Consider the following 21126-nt stretch of genomic DNA (forward strand, 5'->3'; position numbering starts at 1 on the left):
TTTTGCGGTTTCTTTCCTATAATAAAAGTATATTGAGAAAAAGGTTGTGCATAACATGTCATTTGTTCATTTACAAGTAGCGAGTGCCTATAGTCTCTTGTCTAGCACGATATCGATAAATGGACTTGTACATAAAGCGAAGAATTCAGGGTATAAAGCACTGGCTTTAACCGATAAAAATATGATGTATGCCGCCATCCCTTTTTATAAGGCGTGTTTAAGAGAAAACATAAAACCGATTATCGGGTTGACCGCAGATATTGCGTCAGAGGAAGGATCCTACCCCCTTGTTCTCCTCGTGAAAAATCAAACGGGGTATCAGAATCTATTAAAGATTTCGAGTGCGATCGGGGCAAAGTCGAAAGATGGTCTCCCGTTAAAGTGGCTCTCTTCCTATAGTGAGGGGTTGATTGCCATCACTCCAGGGATCAAAGGTGAGATTGAGAACCTGTTATTGAATGATGAAAGTGAAAAAGCAAAGGAATGCATCCACACCTATCAACAGATCTTTGGCAGGAATTCCTTTTACTTAAGCCTTCAAAAGCATGGGATTCCGTCTGAAGATACACTTATTCCTTTGCTGCAGCAGGTAGCTGAAGAGACGGGAACGGATATGGTGGCTACCAATGATGTTCAGTATTTAGACCAGGAAGATCATTTCGCCCATGAATGCATGGGTGCGATCAGGGACGGTGTGAAGCTGTCTGAAGATGACAGGGACGTATTAGGTTCACAGGAGTACTACTTCAAGTCCAAAGAGCAGATGGTGGAGTTGTTTTCTGATCATGTAACGGAGCTTGAAAACACGATGAAGATTGCCGATCAGTGTCACCTGACCATCCCTTTCCATCAGCAGCTCCTCCCGAAATATCCTCTGCCTGAGGGAGTATCAGCCCTTCAGGAATTGACCCACCTTTGTGAGAAAGGCCTGAGTGAAAGGGTAGAGTCGGTTTCCGATGAGTACATAGAACGATTGGATTATGAGCTTGAAGTCATCGGCAGGATGGGATTCAGCGATTACTTCCTGATTGTCTGGGATTTTATGAAGTATGCCAAGGAAAGAAAGATCCTGACTGGACCGGGAAGGGGATCTGCAGCGGGTTCCCTGGTATCTTACGCATTGAGGATTACAGATGTGGATCCGATCGAACATCATTTGCTGTTTGAACGATTTTTAAATCCTGAACGGGTTTCCATGCCGGATATTGATATCGATTTTCCCGATCACCGACGGGACGAAGTGATCGAGTATGTGGAAGGGAAGTATGGGAGTCTTCACGTTGCCCAGATCATTACGTTCGGGACCTTTGCAGCAAAGGCAGCCCTTCGTGATACAGGTCGTGTATTCGGCTTGAATATGAAGGAGCAGGAACAAGTATCCAAGCTTGTCCCGAATCAGTTGGGGATCACACTGCAGGAAGCCTATGAAAAGTCTAAGGGATTCCGCGAATTTGTGACGAGCTCTGATCATTATAAGAAATTATTTCAGACGGCTCTTAAACTTGAAGGACTTCCAAGACACACGTCGACCCATGCGGCGGGAGTCGTGATGAGTGAAGCTCCGTTAGTGCAGTGGGTACCCATCCAGGGAAGTTCATCCGGAATCCATCTGACTCAATTCTCTATGGATATACTGGAAGAAATCGGTTTGTTGAAAATGGATTTCCTCGGACTCCGTAATCTAAGTATTTTAGAAAGAATTGTGAAGAACGTTCAAATGGGAACCAATAAATCATTCTCCATTGAGTCTATACCCATGAATGATCCTAAAACCTTTGAATTATTAAGTAAAGGACTGACCAATGGGATTTTTCAACTTGAATCAGAAGGAATGCGCAATGTATTAAAAAGACTGAAGCCTAATTCATTTGAAGATATTGTGGCCGTTAACGCGTTGTACCGTCCGGGGCCAATGGAAAACATCCCGACGTATATTAAACGGAAGCACGGCGTGGAGAAGGTGGACTATCCTTTGCCTGACTTAAAGCCGATTCTTGAAATGACTTACGGCGTCATTGTATATCAGGAACAAATCATGCAAATTGCTTCGAAAATGGCCGGTTTCTCCCTAGGGGAAGCAGATTTGCTCAGAAGAGCGGTTTCGAAGAAGAAAAAGGATGTCCTCGATCAGGAACGGGAGCATTTTGTTTCCGGTTCAATACGGAAAGGATATACCGAAGAAGTCGCGCACACCATTTATGACTTGATTGTCAGATTCGCAGATTATGGATTCAACCGATCCCATGCTGTTGCCTATAGTATGATCGCCTATCAATTGGCTTATTTAAAGGCACATTACCCTGCTTTTTTCTTATCATCCCTCCTGACATCGGTAGTGGGAAATGAGACGAAAGTGGCTCAGTATATCCGGGAAGCAAAGCTTTATGATATTGAGATCCTGCCCCCATCCATTAATACGAGTCAATTTGTATTTACGGTAGAAAGTAAGAACAGAATCCGTTACAGCTTAGGGGCTATCAAAGGAATAGGGGCAGCTGCTTTAAAGGAAATCATCCGTGCCAGAAAAGAAAAACCATTTCAGGACCTGTTTGATGTTTGCATGAGGGTATCTTCCAAAACGATTAACCGGAAAATCCTCGAAAATTTAGTATTGTCTGGGGCGTTCGATGAATTCGGAATGGACCGTGCCACGCTGCTTGCAAGCCTTGATGTAGCGGCCCAGCATGCGGAACTTGTCAACCCTGAAGGGGATCCCGATCTGTTTCATGAGGAAGAAGCGTTCCTGTTAAAGCCTAAGCATGTCGAAGTAGAGGATATGACGATCGATATCAAGCTTCAATTCGAGAAGCAGGTGCTGGGTCTTTACTTATCTGACCATCCCGTTTCATCCTACCGTCACCTGTATGATGATCTTGGCTTACAGCAAATAGCCGATCTTCATAAGGGGTCGAAAATCACTTTCGGCGGTTATATTACCGGAGTGAAATCCATCCGGACCAAAAAAGGGGAAGTGATGGCCTTCCTTGAAATCGGTGATGAAAGTGGCGAGATCGAAGCGGTGGTGTTTCCGAATGTCTATCGAAATAATATGACTCGACTAAAAGAAGGGAATATCCTCCTGTTTGGTGGAAATGTTGAAGAACGGAACGATAAGCTTCAGTTCATTGTGAATCAGGTGGAAGCGATGGAAGAAGTGCAGGCGAGAGTGAAAGCAGTGGATCAAAAGCTCTATTTGAAAATTCCCGTCGGTCAGGATGAAGAGGCGTGTACGCAGCGTATTCATCAAACGATTAACCGATTCAAAGGGGAGAATCCTGTCATCGTTTATTATGAACGTGAAAAAAAGAGTGTCCAGCTTCCGGACCATTTACGTGTGTCCCCGTCTCAAGAGGCTCTTAGGGAAATGCAGCAGGTTCTGGGTGAGGCAAATGTCATATTACAATAACATACTTTACTAAAACCAATATTTATATTATTGTTTAATAGAAAAAGGTGGTCAGACCACCTCTATAACTTTATTTTTTTCACTATATATCATGTACATTTAGAAGATTTATGTGAATCATGGATCGACATATAGCATGTAAAGAAACAGAAGGAGTGAGTTGATTGTCATTGCGTGAAGAAGCTCTGCATATGCATCGGGTAAACAAAGGGAAATTAGAAACAACATCCAAGGTGGAGGTCCGGAATGCGGAAGACCTGAGCCTGGCTTATTCCCCAGGGGTGGCAGAACCGTGTAAAGTCATTTATGACAAGCCTGAAACGGTTTACGATTACACAATGAAAGGGAATATGGTAGCCGTTGTTTCAGATGGTACGGCAGTTTTAGGTCTTGGAAATATCGGGCCGGAAGCTTCCTTGCCTGTTATGGAAGGTAAAGCGGTTCTATTCAAGAGCTTTGCCGGTGTTGATGCGTTTCCAATCTGTTTGAACACAACGGATGTGGACAAGATTGTAGAAACCGTTAAACTTCTTGAGCCTACCTTTGGCGGAGTGAATTTAGAAGACATAGCAGCTCCGAATTGCTTTGAAATCGAAGAGCGCTTGAAGAAAGAGACCAATATCCCTGTGTTTCATGATGATCAACATGGTACAGCCATTGTAACTGTGGCAGGTCTGGTGAACGCGCTCAAGATTGTTGGGAAGAAGATGTCAGAAATCAAAGTAGTGGCAAATGGAGCCGGTGCCGCGGGCATGGCGATTATTAAGCTTCTTTACCGTTATGGTGTGAGAGACATCATTATGTGTGATTCCAAGGGAGCGATTTACGAAGGTCGTCCCGAAGGAATGAATGGAATCAAGGACGAAGTAGCCAAGTTTACGAATCGTGATCAGATCAAAGGTGGACTGACAGAAGTACTAAAAGATGCAGACGTATTCATCGGTGTTTCTGTTGCAGGAGCGTTAACAGAAGAAATGGTGGCCTCTATGAAACAGGACCCGATTATCTTCGCTATGGCCAATCCTGTGCCTGAAATTATGCCTCAGTTGGCAAAAGCGGCTGGAGCAAAAGTGGTTGGAACCGGTCGATCCGATTTTCCTAATCAGGTAAATAATGTCCTTGCATTCCCTGGTATTTTCCGTGGGGCACTGGATGTTCGCGCCACTCATATCAATGAGAAGATGAAACAAGCTGCTGTTGAAGCGATTGCGGCTTTAATCGGAGAAGACGAGTTGAATGAGGATTACGTCATCCCTGCACCATTTGATAAGCGTGTAGCACCTGCTGTTGCAGCTGCAGTCGCAAAGGCCGCCATGGAGACGGGAGTGGCACGTTTAAAGGTGGATCCGGAAGATATTCGGAAAAAGACAGAAGATTTAGCGGTAATCGGGAAGAGTGAATGATGTCAGAAGTGAACTCTCTCCATTCCCACGCTAAAGTATATATTGGAATTGTTCACCAATTACGAGAAATGATATCTAAAGACGGCCTCAAGCCGGGTGATAAGATCCCTTCTGAAAGAGAGCTGTCCGAACGATTGAACGTTGGGCGCTCTTCTGTAAGGGAAGCATTACGGGCATTGGAATTGTTGGGCCTGATTGAAACCAAAAGAGGCGAAGGTACCTTTTTAAGGGACTTTCGGGATCATCACCTCATCGATTTGTTAGGAATGTTCATCCTCGAGGACCATAAAGCCCAGGAAGATATTCTTTATACGAAAATGATGATTGAAAAAGAAGCGCTGAAAGATCTATTTTCAGAAAAAAAGAAGATGGATGCCCTTTTTGAGAAAGTGTCAGAAGCGGAAAACCTGGATGATGTGTTCAGGGATATCGTGATGATGAATGCCAATCATTTGGCTCAACGGATTTGGAATATCTTAAATGATTTTGAAACATTGATTTGTGGAGAAATCAAGATTACGGAGCGAATGAGAGAAGAGATTACCCGAATGCTTCAAGGAATAGAAAACCAAGATAAAGAGACTGTGCAAGAGAAGTATAAAAGGGTCAGGGAAATTGTCGATAATGATGCGACAATTTCCAACATCTTTTTTTAAACCTTTCCATTAAACTGATAGTCAAGCAGTTATATATGTGCATTTACTACTAGAAATGAAAGCGGAAGCTGTCCCTGGGAAATTGATTTTAAAGCTGTATCACCTTCATTTTTTTCCTTCAGAAGACGTATAAGCTACTGTAATTAGTTAAGGAGGTTTCACCTTGCTTAAGGAACTTTTTAATAAATCCAAAAAGAAAAAATATGCAACGATCCCTTCTGAAGCGGCTAAACACGACGTTCCAGAAGGCATCATGACGAAATGTCCTGATTGCAAAAAGATCATGTACACGAAAGAACTTCAAAAAAACTTAAAGGTGTGCATTCATTGCGGATTCCATCATGGGATGAGCTCACCAGAGAGAGTCGATAGTTTTATAGATGAAGGTACCTTTAAAGAGCTTGATCATGATCTTGTTTCCGGGAATCCCCTGGGGTTTCCTGATTATGAAGGAAAAGTGGAAAAGGATCGGAAGAAGACAGGTATGAATGAAGCAGTATTAACTGGTTCAGGTAAGGTAAACGGAATCGAAGTGGTGACGGCCATCATGGATTCACGCTTCAGAATGGGAAGTATGGGCTCTGTGGTCGGAGAGAAAATTACGAGAGCCATCGAAGAAGCCGACAAGCGAAAAGTCCCATTCATCATCTTCACGGCATCTGGAGGCGCGAGAATGCAGGAAGGTGTCCTTTCCTTGATGCAGATGGCCAAGACCAGTGTGGCACTTAATCGATTGAGTGAAAATGGAGGACTCTTCATCTCGATCATGACGCACCCAACGACAGGCGGGGTATCCGCTAGTTTCGCATCCGTAGGGGATTATAATTTTGCTGAGCCGGGTGCACTTATTGGCTTCGCAGGCAGAAGGATCATTGAGCAGACGATCAGGGAAGACTTACCGGAAGACTTCCAAACATCAGAATTTTTATTGAAGCATGGTCAACTTGACGGAGTCATCTCGAGGCTCGAGTTAAAAGAGAAAATCGGGACAGTACTTGATATACATCAGTGGGACGGTGATCTGCCATGGTAAATGAGATGGAATTTGAAAAGCCTGTACTTGAGCTCAAGAAAAAAATAGCCGAGCTGAAGGAGTTCACTCAAAATTCAGACGTCGATTTATCAAATGAAATCGAGAAATTGGAGAGCAGGCTCACGAAGCTTGAAAATGATATCTATGAAAACATGAAGCCTTGGGAAAGGGTTCAGGTAGCTCGACATCCCAATCGCCCGACGACGCTTGATTATATCGGCTATCTCTTTACGGACTTCATCGAAATGCATGGTGACCGTCTGTATGGGGATGACGAAGCCATTGTTTCAGGCGTAGGGAAATTTCATGCTGTCCCGGTGACCATCATCGGCCACCAAAGAGGGAAAGATACAAAAGAAAATATTCGCCGGAACTTTGGGATGCCTCATCCGGAAGGGTACCGAAAAGCCTTACGCTTGATGAAGCAAGCGGACAAGTTCAATCGACCGATCATCTGCTTTATTGATACAAAGGGGGCATATCCCGGTAAAGCGGCAGAGGAAAGAGGGCAAAGTGAAGCCATTGCAAGAAATCTTGTAGAGATGGCAGGCTTGACCGTTCCCGTTATCTGCATGGTCATCGGTGAAGGTGGTAGTGGGGGTGCCCTGGCACTGGGAGTCGGAAACCATATCCATATGCTTGAAAACTCCACTTACTCCGTAATTTCACCTGAAGGGGCGGCAGCCATCCTGTGGAAGGATTCTACACAAGCGAAACGTGCGGCTGAATCCATGAAGATCACAGCACCGGATTTGAAGGAGCTTGGAATCATTGATGAAATCGTTACGGAAGTCAAAGGCGGTGCTCATAAAGATGTCGAAGAGCAAGCACAATATATCAATGATGTACTAAAGGCATCCTTGAAAGAATTAATCCCAATGAAGAAAGATGAATTGATACAGCATCGCTATGAAAAATTTAAAGCGATGGGTGAATATTCTGTTTTAAATGATTTAATTGGGGTAAAATCATAATGAACTATGGACTGACAAATAGGAAATACCATTTGTCAGTCTTTTTCATTAATTTTCCATCAAATTAAAGTTTTGTGACGGTATTTTGAAGGTTTTAACAATTAAAACGCTTCCATTTAATAGATTATTTCGTCTTTAGCATTTCCTTCGAGTAACTTGTTGAGAACCTTGTATCTTCGTGTTATTTTAGAAATAATCCATAGTCTATTGGTCCATAATAATGTAATGAATGCAACAGGATAGATTGTTCCATTTTTCCTTTTCTTAGATATATGTGAAACCATTAACAAGTTGTATAATTCATTTACATATAAAGGCATATTTCTTAATGAGGTGATCGTAGTGAGAAAGATTGGTGTATTAACAAGTGGTGGAGATTCACCAGGTATGAATGCAGCCGTTCGTGCGGTTGTGCGTAAAGCTATTTTCCTTGATATTGAAGTGTACGGTATTTATCAAGGATATAACGGATTGATCAACGGGAACATCAAGAAGCTTGAACTTGGTTCTGTTGGAGATATCATTCATCGTGGCGGAACGATGCTGTACACAGCCCGCTGTGAAGAATTCAAAACAAAAGAAGGTCAGAAAAAAGGCATAGAGCAGTTAGAGAAGCATGGAATCGAAGGTCTTGTTGTCATTGGTGGAGATGGATCGTACCAAGGTGCAAAAGCCTTAACTGAATGGGGATATCCATGTGTGGGTGTACCTGGAACGATCGATAACGATATTCCGGGAACTGAATATACAATCGGTTTCGATACGGCTCTGAACACGGTCATCGACGCGATTGATAAGATTCGCGATACGGCAACTTCACATGAAAGAACATTCATCATCGAAGTAATGGGACGCAATGCAGGAGATCTTGCCCTGTGGTCCGGTCTTGCAGGCGGTGCTGAAACCATCCTGATTCCTGAGGAGAAATTCGATCTTGATGATGTGGTGACACGTCTGAAAAAAGGTCAGGAGCGCGGGAAAAAACATAGTGTCATCATCGTGGCAGAAGGTGTCATGTCGGCAAATGAATTTGCTAATCGTTTTACTGAAGCAACAGGAATGGATACACGTGTTTCTGTCCTCGGCCATATTCAGCGTGGTGGAACACCAACTGCATCTGATCGCGTATTAGCAAGCCGCTTAGGCGCACGTGCAGTAGAGCTGTTGGTTAATGGAAAAGGCGGAAGAGCAGTAGGGATTGAGAAAAATCAACTAGTTGATTACGATATTATTGAAGCACTTGCCAAGCCACATCAAATTGACTTGGACATGTACAGACTTTCCAAAGAGCTTTCAATCTAAATTGTTGTAAGATTTCAGGAGGTAAAGAAAATGAGAAAAACGAAAATAGTATGTACGATCGGTCCTGCAAGTGAGAGTGTAGAAAAGTTATCACAACTGATCGAAGCCGGAATGAATGTTTCCCGCTTAAACTTCTCACATGGTGACCATGAAGAACATGGACAGAGAATCGTCAATATCCGTGAAGCAGCCGAAAAAGCCGGTAAAACAGTCGGGATCCTTCTTGATACAAAAGGTCCGGAAATCCGTACGAATAATATGGAAGATGGTGCCATTGAATTAACACAAGGTTCAAACGTCATCGTTTCCATGAATGAAGTACTGGGAACAACTGAGAAATTCTCCGTTACATACGAAGGATTAATCGACGATGTTCATGTTGGTTCCAAAATCCTTCTTGACGATGGTCTGATCGGATTGGAAGTAACGGAAATCGATAAAGCGAATGGCGAGATTCATACGTATGTTGCCAACAGCGGTGTGTTAAAGAACAAAAAAGGTGTAAACGTTCCGGGTGTTTCCGTAAACCTTCCAGGGATTACGGATAAAGATGCTCAGGATATCGTATTCGGTATTGGGCAGGGTGTCGACTTTATTGCGGCATCATTCGTTCGCCGTGCCTCTGATGTACTGGAAATCCGTCAATTATTGGAAGAACATGACGCTTCCCACATTCAAATCATCCCTAAGATCGAGAATCAAGAGGGTGTAGACAATATCAATGAAATCCTTGAAGTATCAGACGGATTGATGGTCGCTCGTGGAGATCTTGGTGTTGAAATCCCTGCTGAAGAAGTACCATTGGTCCAAAAAATGTTGATCAAGAAATGCAACTCAATGGGTAAGCCTGTAATCACGGCAACTCAAATGCTTGATTCCATGCAACGCAACCCTAGACCGACAAGAGCAGAAGCAAGTGACGTAGCCAATGCGATCTTCGATGGTACAGACGCGATCATGCTATCGGGTGAAACAGCTGCAGGTACGTATCCTGTTGAAGCGGTCCAAACGATGCACAACATTGCTTCAAGAGCGGAAACAGCCCTTAACTTCAATGATATCCTGGCGGCACGCAGCAAAGACAGTGAGCATAATATGACGGATGCCATCGGGCAATCTGTAGCGCACACGGCTCTTAACCTTGACGTTAATGCAATTGTGGCTCCAACGGAAAGCGGGCACACAGCACGCATGATTTCTAAATACCGTCCAAAAGCTCCAATCGTAGCAGTAACGGGAACAGATTCCGTATCACGTCGATTGGCACTTGTCTGGGGCGTTTACCCTACAGTTGGACGTAAAGTGACGACTACTGACGAAATGCTTGATATGGCAGTAGAAGAAAGCGTCAATTCAGGAATGACAAAGCATGGAGACCGCATTATCATCACAGCTGGTGTTCCGATCGGTGAATCTGGAACAACCAATCTGATGAAAATCCATGTGGTAGGCGACGTCGTTGCAAAAGGTCAAGGAATCGGCCGTAGATCTGCTTATGGTAAAGCAGTAGTGGCGATGACTGCAGATGAAGCAGTGAAGAATACTACACCAGGATCAGTTCTTGTGACAATTGGGACTGATAAAGACATGATGCCTGCTCTTGAGAAATGTTCTGCCTTGATCGTTGAAGAAGGCGGTCTGACAAGTCATGCAGCAGTTGTAGGTATCAACTTAGGAATTCCTGTAGTCGTTGGTGTGGACAATGCCACTTCTCTATTCACAAATGGTCAGGAAATTACAGTAGACGCTACTCGCGGTGTCATCTATAACGGACACGCAAGCGTATTATAATTTGAAATGTGAAAAGCCAGAGTCTGGAATGGACTCTGGCTTTTTGTCGGTAGCTAAGACAATCCTCACATAATACCTTAAAATTCTTAATATGTTATAATTAGAGCAATAAGTATTAAATTTTATGGAGGAATTCCTCATGAGATATATATTGTTATTGTTAATTATCGTGCCCGCATTGGAAATTGGGTTGCTTGTTCTTTCCGGACAAGCGTTTGGCTTGATCCCAACCGTTTTACTGATTATTACAACAGGAATTCTGGGAGCTTATTTGGCGAAGAAACAGGGAATGGAAGCACTCAGAAAAGCACAGCAGGATATGCAGTACGGTCAGCTGCCTGGAGATGCCATCATTGATGGATTGTGCATTCTGGTCGGAGGGGTCGTTCTGTTGACGCCTGGTTTTATCACCGATGCAATCGGATTCCTGCTATTACTTCCACCTACACGTAAAATGTTCAAACCGTTCATTTATAAGTTATTCAAGCGCTGGATCAATAACGGAAACGTAATTATATACAGATAATATAGAAAGCACTGCTCGCGGGGAGCAGTGCTCTTTCCTATTTTACACCCATAATAAACTTCCACGTATCTTCAAAAACACCGGCTCTTTTAAGAGTGGATAGAATGACCAGCACAACCGGACCAACGATCAAGCCAAGAAACCCGATCAGCTTAAAGCCGACAAAGAGAGCGATCAGGGTGGCGAGTGGATCGAGTCCGATGCTGGATGACAGGACTTTCGGCTCCATGATTTGGCGCTGTACAACAACAACCAAATAGAGAACGGATAAACCGATACCTAATCCGACGTTTCCTGTTATGAACTCATAAATGATCCATGGTACGAAAACCGCTCCTGTGCCAAGGTACGGTAAAATATCAACGAGACCCGTTACGAGTGCAATAGTGATAGCGTAATCCACTCTCAGAATGATCAATCCGATTAACACGATGATAGCCGTGATGGATATGAGCGTGAACTGTGCTCTTACAAATCCGAATAGGGCCCTTTTCAAATCGATGAATACTTTTCTCCCGCTGCTCATTGCCTTTCCGGGAATGATTTTCTCTGCTTTAGAAGATAATGTATACCAGTCTTTACTGATGAAAAATGTAGCTAAAGCGGCAAAAATCAAGACGGATGCCGCGTTGGGAATCCAAGAAATCAACTGAGGCAATTTGGTGAAAAAGTTTTGCAGGAAATCCCCTGCAGATGTGGCGATTTTCGTTCCGGCGGTCTGGACATTTTCTAAAATGGTATCCTGTTGCCCGGCTTCAAGGTTCTTGAATAAACCTGATAGCTGGTTGTATAGTGGAATCACCTGACCTACGATGAAATCCTCAGCATATTTGACCAGGGTCTGTACATGCTTAGGAAGCTCTTCTGCTAAATAATTCGCACCGGAAACAATCTCAGCGATCAATAAGGTGATAAGTCCCGCAAAGATCGCAATAATCAATATGAGAGATAAAGCAACTGCCCATATCCTGGGGAGCCATTTTTCAAGCCAATTCACAAGAGGATTGATGAGTAACGCGATGGCAATGGCAATGATAAAGGGATAAGCAAGCTTCCATATGTAATAGAGTGAAATCAACGAGAGCATGATGATGGCTAAAACGATTATGAACCGGATCGTTCGATAAACATATTCTACATTCAAGGGCTTCCCTCCTACCCGATCTTCTACTTCTATTTTAAAGGAGACAGGAAATGAAAGGAAGTTTAATTTAACGAGGTTGCTCAATTTTACAACAAATGATAAAAGTTGATATGGCAGGATAATGATTACGAAAGGATGAGGTAACTTATGTCACAGGCATTCCTGTTTTTGTTGCTCCTATTGGGAATTGGGTTCGCTGCAAAAAACCAGTCGATTATTATTGCCGTAACATTTCTAATCATTCTTAAGCTGGCAGGCATCGATGAAAAAGTGTTTGCGGCCATTCAGTCCAAAGGGATTAACTGGGGTGTTACAATCATCACGATTGCTGTATTGGCACCAATCGCTACAGGTGAGATCGGACTTAAAGACCTGTATGACTCATTAAAGTCACCTTATGCGTGGATTGCCCTGGCTTCTGGTATGGCGGTGGCGTTAATTGCGAAGAGCGGGTTAACTCTGTTGGAAGATGACCCTCATATTACGACTGCTTTAGTCCTCGGCACAGTCTTAGCTGTGGCATTCTTCAAAGCAGTAGCTGTCGGACCACTTATTGGAGCAGGTATTGCGTACCTCGTGATGAAGTTATATGAGTTGTTCTTATAGAATGCCAATGGAGTTCTTGTTGATTAAGGAATCTCTCTGATGAGAGTGTGTAACTGATATCATTTGACTTTGATTATACATCTTCGACATATTCAGTGATTTTATAACAGGATGAGAAACCCCTGTAATCACTCCGTTTGTACGCCTCAATGCTATGGTTTATTTTTCTAGAAAAATAATTTTTATAGAAATTGATGCGTTTTCATTCACAAAAGTCAGATAATTGTTTATAATAGGAAATGTAAGCGCATCCCAAGCTCTCGTCATATCACAGGAAGAGCCGGGAATCATTTTTTGTATAGGAATTGAGCAATCGCTCAACCTTTATTTATGTTCTTTTTAAACAAGCCTACTGACGTATTGATAGTCATGTAGGGTTTTATGCTCATATGAAAATGGGTAAAGAGAAATACTTAACAAAAGGAGAGGTTATTATGACAGCAACTCGCGGGTTAGAAGGGGTTGTAGCAACAACATCATCCATTAGTTCGATCATTGATGATACTCTTACATATGTTGGCTACAACATTGATGATTTAGCAAACAATGCCAGTTTTGAAGAGGTTATCTACTTATTATGGCATCTGAAATTACCTACTTCATCAGAGCTTCAGGAATTTACAGAACTATTAGCAGATAACGCTGAATTGCCTAAAGAGGTCATCGAGCACTTCAAGATGTACAACATCAAGGAAGTCCATCCTATGGCAGCTTTACGTTCTGCCGTGTCTTTACTTGGATTATATGATGATAAAGCAGATGTAATGGACGAAAAGGAAAACTATTTAAAAGCTGTTCGACTTCAAGCGAAAATTCCTACAATCGTTACGAGCTTTTCACGAATTCGTAATGGACAAGAGCCGATTGCTCCTCGTAAAGATTTAGGATTCGCTGCTAATTTCTTATATATGTTAACCGGGAAAGATCCTGAGCCGGTTGAAATCGAGGCGTTCAATAAAGCGCTTGTTCTTCATGCGGATCACGAGTTAAACGCTTCTACATTCACTGCACGTGTATGTGTCGCTACTCTTTCTGATGTGTATTCAGGTGTCACTGCTGCGATCGGTGCTTTAAAAGGACCGCTGCACGGTGGAGCAAACGAGCAGGTCATGAAGATGCTTACTGAAATCGGATCGGTAGATAAAGCAGAATCATATATCCTGGACAAACTAGAGAAGAAAGAAAAAATCATGGGCTTCGGTCACCGTGTATACCGTCAAGGAGACCCTCGTGCCAAGCACCTTAAAGAAATGTCTAAAAAATTAACTGAATTAACAGGACAAAGTGAATACTACGAAATGTCCGTTAAGGTAGAAGATGTATTTACATCTAATAAAGGCTTACCGCCTAATGTTGATTTCTACTCAGCATCCGTTTACCACAGCTTAGGCATCGATCATGACCTATTCACTCCGATCTTCGCTGTAAGCCGTGTATCCGGTTGGTTAGCCCATATTCTTGAGCAGTATTCAAACAACCGCCTGATCCGTCCACGTGCTGATTACGTAGGTCCTGGCAAACAGGAATATGTGCCTGTAGAACAAAGAGGTTAAAACATCAATATTTACAAATGGTGAAAATATTGGTGTAATGAATAAGGGAAGGGGACTGACTCTAAATGCATAAGGCAATTATGGGTCATCCCCTTTGATAATGAATAAATGGAGGTTACATAATGACACAAGGTGAAAAAATTACAAACCAGAACGGCCAACTTAATGTGCCAAACAATCCAATCGTCCCATTCATTGAAGGTGACGGAACGGGTCCTGATATTTGGGCAGCAGCTCAACGCGTCCTAGATGCTTCTGTTGAAAAAGCATACAAAGGTGAGCGCAAGATTTCATGGAAAGAAGTATATGCAGGGGAAAAGGCATTCAACAAAACGGGCGAATGGCTTCCAAATGATACACTTGAAGCAATCCGTGAATACTTCATCGCGATCAAAGGTCCACTTACAACTCCTGTCGGCGGCGGAATCCGTTCATTGAACGTTGCGCTTCGTCAGGAATTAGACCTGTTCACTTGCCTGCGTCCTGTACGCTACTTCGAAGGTGTTCCATCACCGGTTAAGCGTCCTGAGGACACTGACATGGTCATCTTCCGTGAAAATACTGAAGATATCTATGCAGGTATCGAATACGCAAAAGGTTCTGATGAAGTTAAAAAATTAATCACTTTCCTTCAAGATGAAATGGGTGCTAACAAAATCCGTTTCCCAGAAACATCCGGTATCGGGATCAAGCCTGTTTCTGAAGAGGGGACAAACCGTCTTGTTCGTGCAGCAATCAATTACGCGATCACAGAAGGCCGTAAATCAGTAACGTTGGTTCACAAAGGGAACATCATGAAGTTCACTGAAGGAGCTTTCAAAAACTGGGGTTACGAGCTTGCTGAAAAAGAATTCGGGGATAAAGTATTCACTTGGGCTCAATATGACAAGATCAAGGATGCTGACGGATTGGAAGCTGCTAATAAAGCACAATCCGATGCTGAAGCAGCTGGTAAGATCATCGTGAAGGATTCAATCGCTGATATCTTCCTACAGCAAATCCTTACTCGTCCGGCTGAGTTTGATGTAGTGGCAACAATGAACCTAAACGGAGATTATATCTCTGATGCATTAGCCGCTCAAGTTGGTGGAATCGGTATTGCTCCTGGAGCAAACATCAACTACGAATCAGGACATGCGATCTTTGAGGCAACTCACGGAACGGCTCCTAAATATGCAGGTATGGATAAAGTGAATCCTTCATCTGTCATCCTTTCAGGAGTGCTTATGCTTGAGCACCTTGGTTGGACAGAAGCTGCTAACTTAATCACAAAATCCATGGAGAAAACAATCGCTTCTAAAGTCGTAACATATGACTTCGCCCGTCTAATGGATGGAGCAACAGAAGTGAAATGTTCTGAGTTCGGTTCTGCTTTAATCGAAAACATGGGATAATCTTAATTTGAAATAGGGATGGGGTGCTTCGAACTGGAGCACTCCTTCCTTTACATAATGACACGAATAGGAGGAATTATGATGGCTATTAAACGTAGAAAAGTATCTGTTATCGGTGGAGGTTTTACAGGGGCGACTACAGCACTGATGCTTGCTCAGAAAGAGCTTGGAGATGTTGTACTGGTTGATATTCCTCAAAATGAAGACCCGACGAAAGGGAAAGCGCTGGATATGCTTGAAGCGAGCCCGGTACAAGGATTTGATTCAAACATTATCGGTACTTCCAATTATGAAGATACAAAGGATTCCGATATTGTTGTCATCACTGCAGGGATTGCCCGTAAACCTGGAATGAGCCGTGATGATCTGGTTCAAACCAATCAAAAGGTCATGAAATCGGTCACGCAGCAAATCGTTAAGTATTCGCCAGATTGCTACATCATCGTTCTGACAAACCCAGTGGATGCTATGACCTATACAGTATTCAAAGAATCAGGATTCCCTAAAGAGCGCGTAATCGGACAATCCGGCGTTCTGGATACAGCCCGTTTCCGCACATTTGTCGCACAGGAATTAAACCTCTCTGTGAAAGATATTACAGGATTCGTTCTTGGCGGCCATGGGGATGACATGGTTCCTCTTATTCGTTACTCGTACGCTGGAGGCATCCCTCTGGAAACATTAATTCCTAAAGACCGTTTAGACGCGATCGTCGAGCGTACCCGTAAAGGCGGAGGGGAGATTGTAGGCCTTCTCGGCAACGGAAGTGCTTATTATGCTCCTGCTGCTTCACTTGTTCAAATGGTAGAAGCCATCCTTAAGGACCAACGCCGCGTCATCCCAGCTATTGCATACTTAGAAGGTGAATACGGTTTCGAAGGTATCTACTTAGGTGTTCCGACCATCCTTGGTGGTAATGGACTGGAAAAAATCATTGAACTCGAACTAACCGAAGAAGAGAAAGCTGCACTCGCTAACTCAGCAGACGCTGTTAAAAACGTGATGTCTTCTTTGGCTTAATACACATTCAATCCAAAACTGGCTCTTTTATTAGGGCCGGTTTTTTTGTATTCCAAGTGACCGTAATAAACCTTGTTGTATGATTCACAACAGTTTTTTTATTCAACAAACGGGCAGTAAACTTATTTATTTAAGAGAGGTAGTAACTCAGAGTGATTTTTTAAAAACTACCTAACAGAAGGAGGAACTGCTCTATAAATTCATTTGCTGAATCTGACAGTGTATAATTTATATAAATAAGTAAAAGAGAGTGTGTATAGATTGAGATTAATTACATTAGAAAAAGTGATGAAACAAGAAGAGAATCGCATTGTATTGAAGAATATAGATTTAGTTATTGAAAAGACTTCACATATTGGGATGAAAATGGCCAGTGAAGAAAGTGCAGTGCTATTTGATCTGATATCAGGGGAAATTCCCCCTTCCAGTGGTAACATTGAGAGAGAAACAAAATCTATAGTATCAGAATATAAAGATGATGGCTTATACGATAATTTAACTGTTCAAAGCTACTTGAATTTTTTTAAAAAAATCGCAGGTTTTCCTCATCCTTTACAAAACCACATTGCAACATTTTCGCTTTTAGATGTTTGGCGAACTAAAATTAAGAAACTGACAGACGACCAGAAGAAAAGGGTGAGTTTACTCCGAATGTCTCTATTTTCCCCAGAAGTTCTATTAATTGAAAATCCACTTAATAATCTAACAGGCGAAGGAATTGAACTTTATTTAAAAGCATTGGAGCATCTTCGTTCAACTAATACTGCCACATTATTCACTTCCAATTCAATAGAAGATTTATTGCTGTTAAGCAACGATATCTATCGCTATAACCGACTAAGTGGACTTGAAAAAACGGATCTTACTAACGAACCTGATTCAATCTCTGGGGAAAATAATGATAGCGAAAAATTCATTCCAAACAACGTCTTCAAAGTGGCTTGTAAGTTGGCGAATAAAACGATTTTTTTCAGTCCTGATGAAATTGATTTTATTGAAAGTGTTAACAGCGTAAGTAATATACGGATAGATGATGAATATTTTCCAACAGACTTAACGATGAATGAACTAGAAAAGAGATTGTTGAAATTTGGATTCTTCAGGTGTCACCGTTCTTATTTAGTTAATTTGCAGCGGGTGTCTGAATTGATTAGTTATTCAAAGAATAGTTATACCTTAATTTTGAGAGGTAAATCTAATGTGAAACTGCCCCTTTCTCGAAATCGGTTGGAAGATATGAAAAAATTAATAGAGTTTTAAGGTTCATTTGAGGTTGAAATGAGTCCATTTCAACCTCATTTTGTTACATTCGAGCAATTTTATCGTACTATTCACCGGATATTTACGACTTTTCTATTGTTTTTTTCTAAACTAAAAGCAGTTGGCAATATTAAATGGACTTTGGTATTTATACAAATTTTTCTAGTCCACCTAAACATTCTTCATTATTAAAAAAGGAGAGAAAAGCAAATGGAAAAACACACAGTGATCCGTGTTGAACATTTATCAAAAAAGTTCAATGACGAATCTGCTTTAAAAGATCTCAACTTTTCAGTTCATTCGGGAGAAATATTTGGTTTTCTTGGACCTTCTGGTTCAGGAAAAACAACAACTATCAAAATATTGACTGGACAATTAGTGCAAACTTCGGGAAAAGCAATGGTTTTAGGAAAACCCGTTGAACAAATTAATGAAAGTATTTATGAACAAGTGGGAATTGTCACAGACAATAGCGGAATATACGAAAGAATGACCGTTTACAGTAATATGAAATTTTTCGCCAACATTTTAGATGTTGAGAAAGAACGTATTGATTTCCTTCTAACCAGAGTTGGTTTATTTGAACACAAAGATAAAATTGCCAGTAAATTATCCAAGGGAATGGCCCAACGATTAGTCCTTGCAAGAGCTCTTTTACATCAGCCGAAGGTACTTTTCTTAGATGAGCCTACCAGCGGGTTAGATCCCAGTACAGCTTTAGCAGTTCATGAACTACTTTCTGAATTAAAAGGGAATGGGACAGCAATATTCCTTACGACCCATAATATGGACGAGGCGACGAAACTTTGCGATAATGTTGCCCTTCTGAATGATGGAATCATTGTAGAGCATGGAACCCCTAAAGCTTTAAGCCTAAAGTACAATAAGGATAAAAGCTATCAGATCGTGTTAAAGGGTGAAAAGGAGTTCACACTCCCTCACTCTGATGATACGGCAAAGAAAATTAATCAGTGGATAGCTAACAATGAACTTGTAACCATTCATTCAACTGAACCGACATTAGAAAGAGTCTTCATAGAATTGACCGGGAGGGAATTACTGTGAGAATTTCAATAAGAAAGATAAAAGCAATCATAGGAATGAAATTTCAGACATTGCTAAGTAATACCAGTGTTATGTTAGGACCCATTCTTGCCTTAGGGTTTGTATTTGCTATAAAAAATATAATGCCAGATTTAGATGTAAATAAGGAAGGAATTAGCTTTTCTACGAATGCATTTGTGCTTAGCTTCGGGATTATCTTTAATATTGCAATAGCTGGTATTTCAATGAGCAGTAGCCCTTTAGCAGAAGAAAAGGAAAAAAACACTTTAAGAGTTCTAATGACATCTTCCGTAAACGGCTTAGAGTACTTGATCGGGACTCTTCTGCCACCATTATTTATCCTGATTCTAGTGAATATTCTAATGATTCCTGTAAGTGGATCCTCTTTTGAAGAGGTTCAGTTTGGAAGTTACTTGTTAATGACAACAGTAGCTAGCTTGATCAGCCTTTTAATTGGATACATTATTGGAATTCTTACAAAAAACCAAACACAAACATCATTATATACAATGCCTATTACATTACTTTTAACATCAGTGCCTGCAGTAAAACTCTTCAAAGAAGATTTGTCGGAAATTCTGGACTACACTTATACAGGTGTGTTAACAAACTTTGCAAACAGCATATTTTCTGAGACTGGATATCAATGGAACCTAACTGATATTAGCGTTCTCTTCGGTTGGTTCATTATTTGTTTAGTTATCTTTGTTTATGCGTACAAGAAAAATGGATTAGATAGTTAACTACTGGGGAAAATTTACTGTATGACATGCAGTATTTTTTTATCATCCCAGGAATATTTAGACTAAGAATCAAAAATTATTTATAAGGAGAGGTAAATGATGTTCAAAAAAAAAGGTGATAAACGTTTTGATGAAAAGTTGGTGCAAAATTCTCAGCAGGGCATTTTAATATCTATATGGGTTGATCGTCAAACAGGTGTAAATTATTTATACACATGGAGTGCGCAAGGATGCGCTCTTACCCCTTTATTAGATAAGAATGGTGAAGTAGTAGTGTCACAGGTAGAAGAAGCTAATTAACAATAATTATACGTATACAGAGGCTGGGTCAAAAGTGTTTTGTCTAAGTTAATCCAAACTAATTTGCATGCCAGGAGGCAAATTAGTTTGGTTTTTTTTATTCAATGTTCTTTTAGATTTTAGCTCTCTCCAGAGAAGTTAAGCCGTTTCTTACTATCAATCATCAAACTCATTGAACATGGCGTAACAGCTAAGTTAGCTGCGAAATAACGTACAAATAGTTTGCTATTAAAAATCACTGACCTACGCGTAAAAACTCTTTGTATGGAAACCCTATAAATGATAAAATAGTAATAGACAGATAATAAAAACAATTTTTATTATTTAAAATTGTAATCGTTTACATACGCGGAGGTGCTTCTTATGTTATTAGGGAAAAAGAGAAAACTGGGAAGGAAAATCGAAGAAATGACGATAGGTGAAAAGCTGACCCTTACAGAAAAAATAGAAGATAACGAACTGCTTCTTTACTTAGGGCTCACAAATGATGCCAATCCATTATACATCCAGCATGATTATGCTTCTCAGACGCCATTCAAAAAACCGATTGTGCCTTCAATCATGTTAACGGGCATCATCACATCTGCCGTTTCTAAATACTTACCGGGTCCGGGTTCTCATATAGTAGAGCAAAACATTGAATTCCCTAAACCGGTCTATCATTATGCAACAGTACAATTCCTGTTTGAAGTGATGGAAGTGGATCCCCACACTCATTTGGTAACTATCGAAGTAACAGCTACCAATGAAGAAGAGGAGAAGGTCATCAACGGTACCATCAAAGTATGCCCCCCACACCGCTTAGAGAAAATGAATAGCCATGCATTAGAAAACTTCTAACACCTGAAAGAGCTATGATATCCATAGCTCTTTTATTATGCAAAAAATGATAAAGAAAGCGGGAGAAGTGCATCATATAAAAGAAGAGAATAAGGTTTGGGTCGGTTTAG

General features: G+C 41.4%; 18 protein-coding genes. 17 read left to right on the forward strand and 1 reads right to left on the reverse strand.

The window, feature by feature from the left end:
• Positions 1-55: 55 nt before the first annotated feature.
• The 8 genes from dnaE to RSX31_RS09650 all read left to right on the forward strand — a co-directional run bounded on the left by dnaE (position 56) and on the right by RSX31_RS09650 (position 11091).
• Positions 56-3406 carry a DNA polymerase III subunit alpha gene (gene dnaE, locus RSX31_RS09615; RefSeq protein ID WP_315634417.1) on the forward strand — a complete coding sequence of 1117 codons (3351 nt, stop codon included), beginning with the start codon at positions 56-58 and terminating at the stop codon, positions 3404-3406.
• A 164-nt stretch (positions 3407-3570) separates the two neighbouring features.
• Positions 3571-4809, forward strand: coding sequence for an NAD(P)-dependent malic enzyme (locus RSX31_RS09620; protein WP_148969914.1), 1239 nt, complete (start codon positions 3571-3573; stop codon positions 4807-4809).
• Positions 4809-5465 carry a FadR/GntR family transcriptional regulator gene (locus RSX31_RS09625; protein WP_262371963.1) on the forward strand — a complete coding sequence of 219 codons (657 nt, stop codon included), beginning with the start codon at positions 4809-4811 and terminating at the stop codon, positions 5463-5465. The genes RSX31_RS09620 and RSX31_RS09625 overlap by 1 nt, the downstream gene beginning before the upstream one ends.
• A gap of 163 nt (positions 5466-5628) precedes the next feature.
• Entirely contained in the window at positions 5629-6498 is an 870-nt protein-coding gene (gene accD, locus RSX31_RS09630) for an acetyl-CoA carboxylase, carboxyltransferase subunit beta (protein WP_148995928.1), read from the forward strand.
• Positions 6492-7472 carry an acetyl-CoA carboxylase carboxyl transferase subunit alpha gene (gene accA / locus RSX31_RS09635; RefSeq protein WP_148995927.1) on the forward strand — a complete coding sequence of 327 codons (981 nt, stop codon included), beginning with the start codon at positions 6492-6494 and terminating at the stop codon, positions 7470-7472. The genes accD and accA overlap by 7 nt, the downstream gene beginning before the upstream one ends.
• A 342-nt stretch (positions 7473-7814) precedes the next feature.
• A complete protein-coding gene (pfkA, locus tag RSX31_RS09640; RefSeq protein WP_148969910.1) occupies positions 7815-8774 on the forward strand; it encodes a 6-phosphofructokinase in 960 nt (319 codons plus the stop codon).
• A gap of 30 nt (positions 8775-8804) precedes the next feature.
• Positions 8805-10565 (forward strand): pyruvate kinase, encoded by a 1761-nt coding sequence (gene pyk / locus RSX31_RS09645; protein WP_148969909.1) that lies wholly within the window; start codon positions 8805-8807, stop codon positions 10563-10565.
• Between the two features lie 139 nt (positions 10566-10704).
• Positions 10705-11091: an FxsA family protein gene (locus RSX31_RS09650; RefSeq protein ID WP_148969908.1), complete on the forward strand. Its 387-nt coding sequence runs from the start codon at positions 10705-10707 to the stop codon at positions 11089-11091.
• A 37-nt stretch (positions 11092-11128) separates the two neighbouring features.
• On the opposite strand, the gene ytvI is transcribed toward RSX31_RS09650, so the two are convergent.
• Positions 11129-12235 (reverse strand): sporulation integral membrane protein YtvI, encoded by a 1107-nt coding sequence (ytvI, locus tag RSX31_RS09655; protein ID WP_148995925.1) that lies wholly within the window; start codon positions 12233-12235, stop codon positions 11129-11131.
• A gap of 147 nt (positions 12236-12382) precedes the next feature.
• On the opposite strand from ytvI, the gene RSX31_RS09660 reads away from it, so the two are divergent.
• The 9 genes from RSX31_RS09660 to RSX31_RS09700 all read left to right on the forward strand — a co-directional run bounded on the left by RSX31_RS09660 (position 12383) and on the right by RSX31_RS09700 (position 21016).
• Entirely contained in the window at positions 12383-12841 is a 459-nt protein-coding gene (locus RSX31_RS09660) for a DUF441 domain-containing protein (RefSeq protein WP_315634418.1), read from the forward strand.
• A gap of 434 nt (positions 12842-13275) precedes the next feature.
• On the forward strand, positions 13276-14394 hold the full coding sequence (citZ, locus tag RSX31_RS09665) for a citrate synthase (RefSeq protein WP_148969905.1): 1119 nt from the start codon (positions 13276-13278) through the stop codon (positions 14392-14394).
• Positions 14395-14516: 122 nt separating this feature from the next.
• On the forward strand, positions 14517-15788 hold the full coding sequence (gene icd / locus RSX31_RS09670) for an NADP-dependent isocitrate dehydrogenase (RefSeq protein ID WP_148969904.1): 1272 nt from the start codon (positions 14517-14519) through the stop codon (positions 15786-15788).
• Positions 15789-15869: 81 nt separating this feature from the next.
• Positions 15870-16808, forward strand: coding sequence for a malate dehydrogenase (mdh, locus tag RSX31_RS09675; protein ID WP_113969592.1), 939 nt, complete (start codon positions 15870-15872; stop codon positions 16806-16808).
• 252 nt (positions 16809-17060) lie between these two features.
• Positions 17061-18068 carry a LytTR family transcriptional regulator DNA-binding domain-containing protein gene (locus RSX31_RS09680; protein WP_315634419.1) on the forward strand — a complete coding sequence of 336 codons (1008 nt, stop codon included), beginning with the start codon at positions 17061-17063 and terminating at the stop codon, positions 18066-18068.
• Between the two features lie 210 nt (positions 18069-18278).
• Entirely contained in the window at positions 18279-19133 is an 855-nt protein-coding gene (locus RSX31_RS09685) for an ABC transporter ATP-binding protein (protein ID WP_315634420.1), read from the forward strand.
• Positions 19130-19876, forward strand: coding sequence for an ABC transporter permease (locus RSX31_RS09690; protein WP_148995920.1), 747 nt, complete (start codon positions 19130-19132; stop codon positions 19874-19876). The genes RSX31_RS09685 and RSX31_RS09690 overlap by 4 nt, the downstream gene beginning before the upstream one ends.
• Before the next feature lie 99 nt (positions 19877-19975).
• Positions 19976-20176, forward strand: coding sequence for a DUF6440 family protein (locus RSX31_RS09695; protein ID WP_315634421.1), 201 nt, complete (start codon positions 19976-19978; stop codon positions 20174-20176).
• Between the two features lie 363 nt (positions 20177-20539).
• Positions 20540-21016: a MaoC family dehydratase gene (locus RSX31_RS09700; RefSeq protein ID WP_148995919.1), complete on the forward strand. Its 477-nt coding sequence runs from the start codon at positions 20540-20542 to the stop codon at positions 21014-21016.
• Positions 21017-21126 lie beyond the last annotated feature (110 nt).

The organism is Rossellomorea yichunensis, from assembly GCF_032337515.1.
Classification (GTDB): Bacteria; Bacillota; Bacilli; order Bacillales; family Bacillaceae_B; genus Rossellomorea; species Rossellomorea yichunensis.

Bases quoted from the DNA above. Each gene is read 5' to 3' on its own strand.
- RSX31_RS09625 (WP_262371963.1), top strand. From the start codon at position 4,809: ATGTCAGAAGTGAACTCTCTCCATTCCCACGCTAAAGTATATATTGGA.
- dnaE (WP_315634417.1), top strand. From the start codon at position 56: ATGTCATTTGTTCATTTACAAGTAGCGAGTGCCTATAGTCTCTTGTCT.
- pyk (WP_148969909.1), top strand. From the start codon at position 8,805: ATGAGAAAAACGAAAATAGTATGTACGATCGGTCCTGCAAGTGAGAGT.
- RSX31_RS09685 (WP_315634420.1), top strand. From the start codon at position 18,279: ATGGAAAAACACACAGTGATCCGTGTTGAACATTTATCAAAAAAGTTC.
- accA (WP_148995927.1), top strand. From the start codon at position 6,492: ATGGTAAATGAGATGGAATTTGAAAAGCCTGTACTTGAGCTCAAGAAA.
- RSX31_RS09660 (WP_315634418.1), top strand. From the start codon at position 12,383: ATGTCACAGGCATTCCTGTTTTTGTTGCTCCTATTGGGAATTGGGTTC.
- RSX31_RS09650 (WP_148969908.1), top strand. From the start codon at position 10,705: ATGAGATATATATTGTTATTGTTAATTATCGTGCCCGCATTGGAAATT.
- RSX31_RS09700 (WP_148995919.1), top strand. From the start codon at position 20,540: ATGTTATTAGGGAAAAAGAGAAAACTGGGAAGGAAAATCGAAGAAATG.
- mdh (WP_113969592.1), top strand. From the start codon at position 15,870: ATGGCTATTAAACGTAGAAAAGTATCTGTTATCGGTGGAGGTTTTACA.
- citZ (WP_148969905.1), top strand. From the start codon at position 13,276: ATGACAGCAACTCGCGGGTTAGAAGGGGTTGTAGCAACAACATCATCC.
- icd (WP_148969904.1), top strand. From the start codon at position 14,517: ATGACACAAGGTGAAAAAATTACAAACCAGAACGGCCAACTTAATGTG.
- RSX31_RS09695 (WP_315634421.1), top strand. From the start codon at position 19,976: ATGTTCAAAAAAAAAGGTGATAAACGTTTTGATGAAAAGTTGGTGCAA.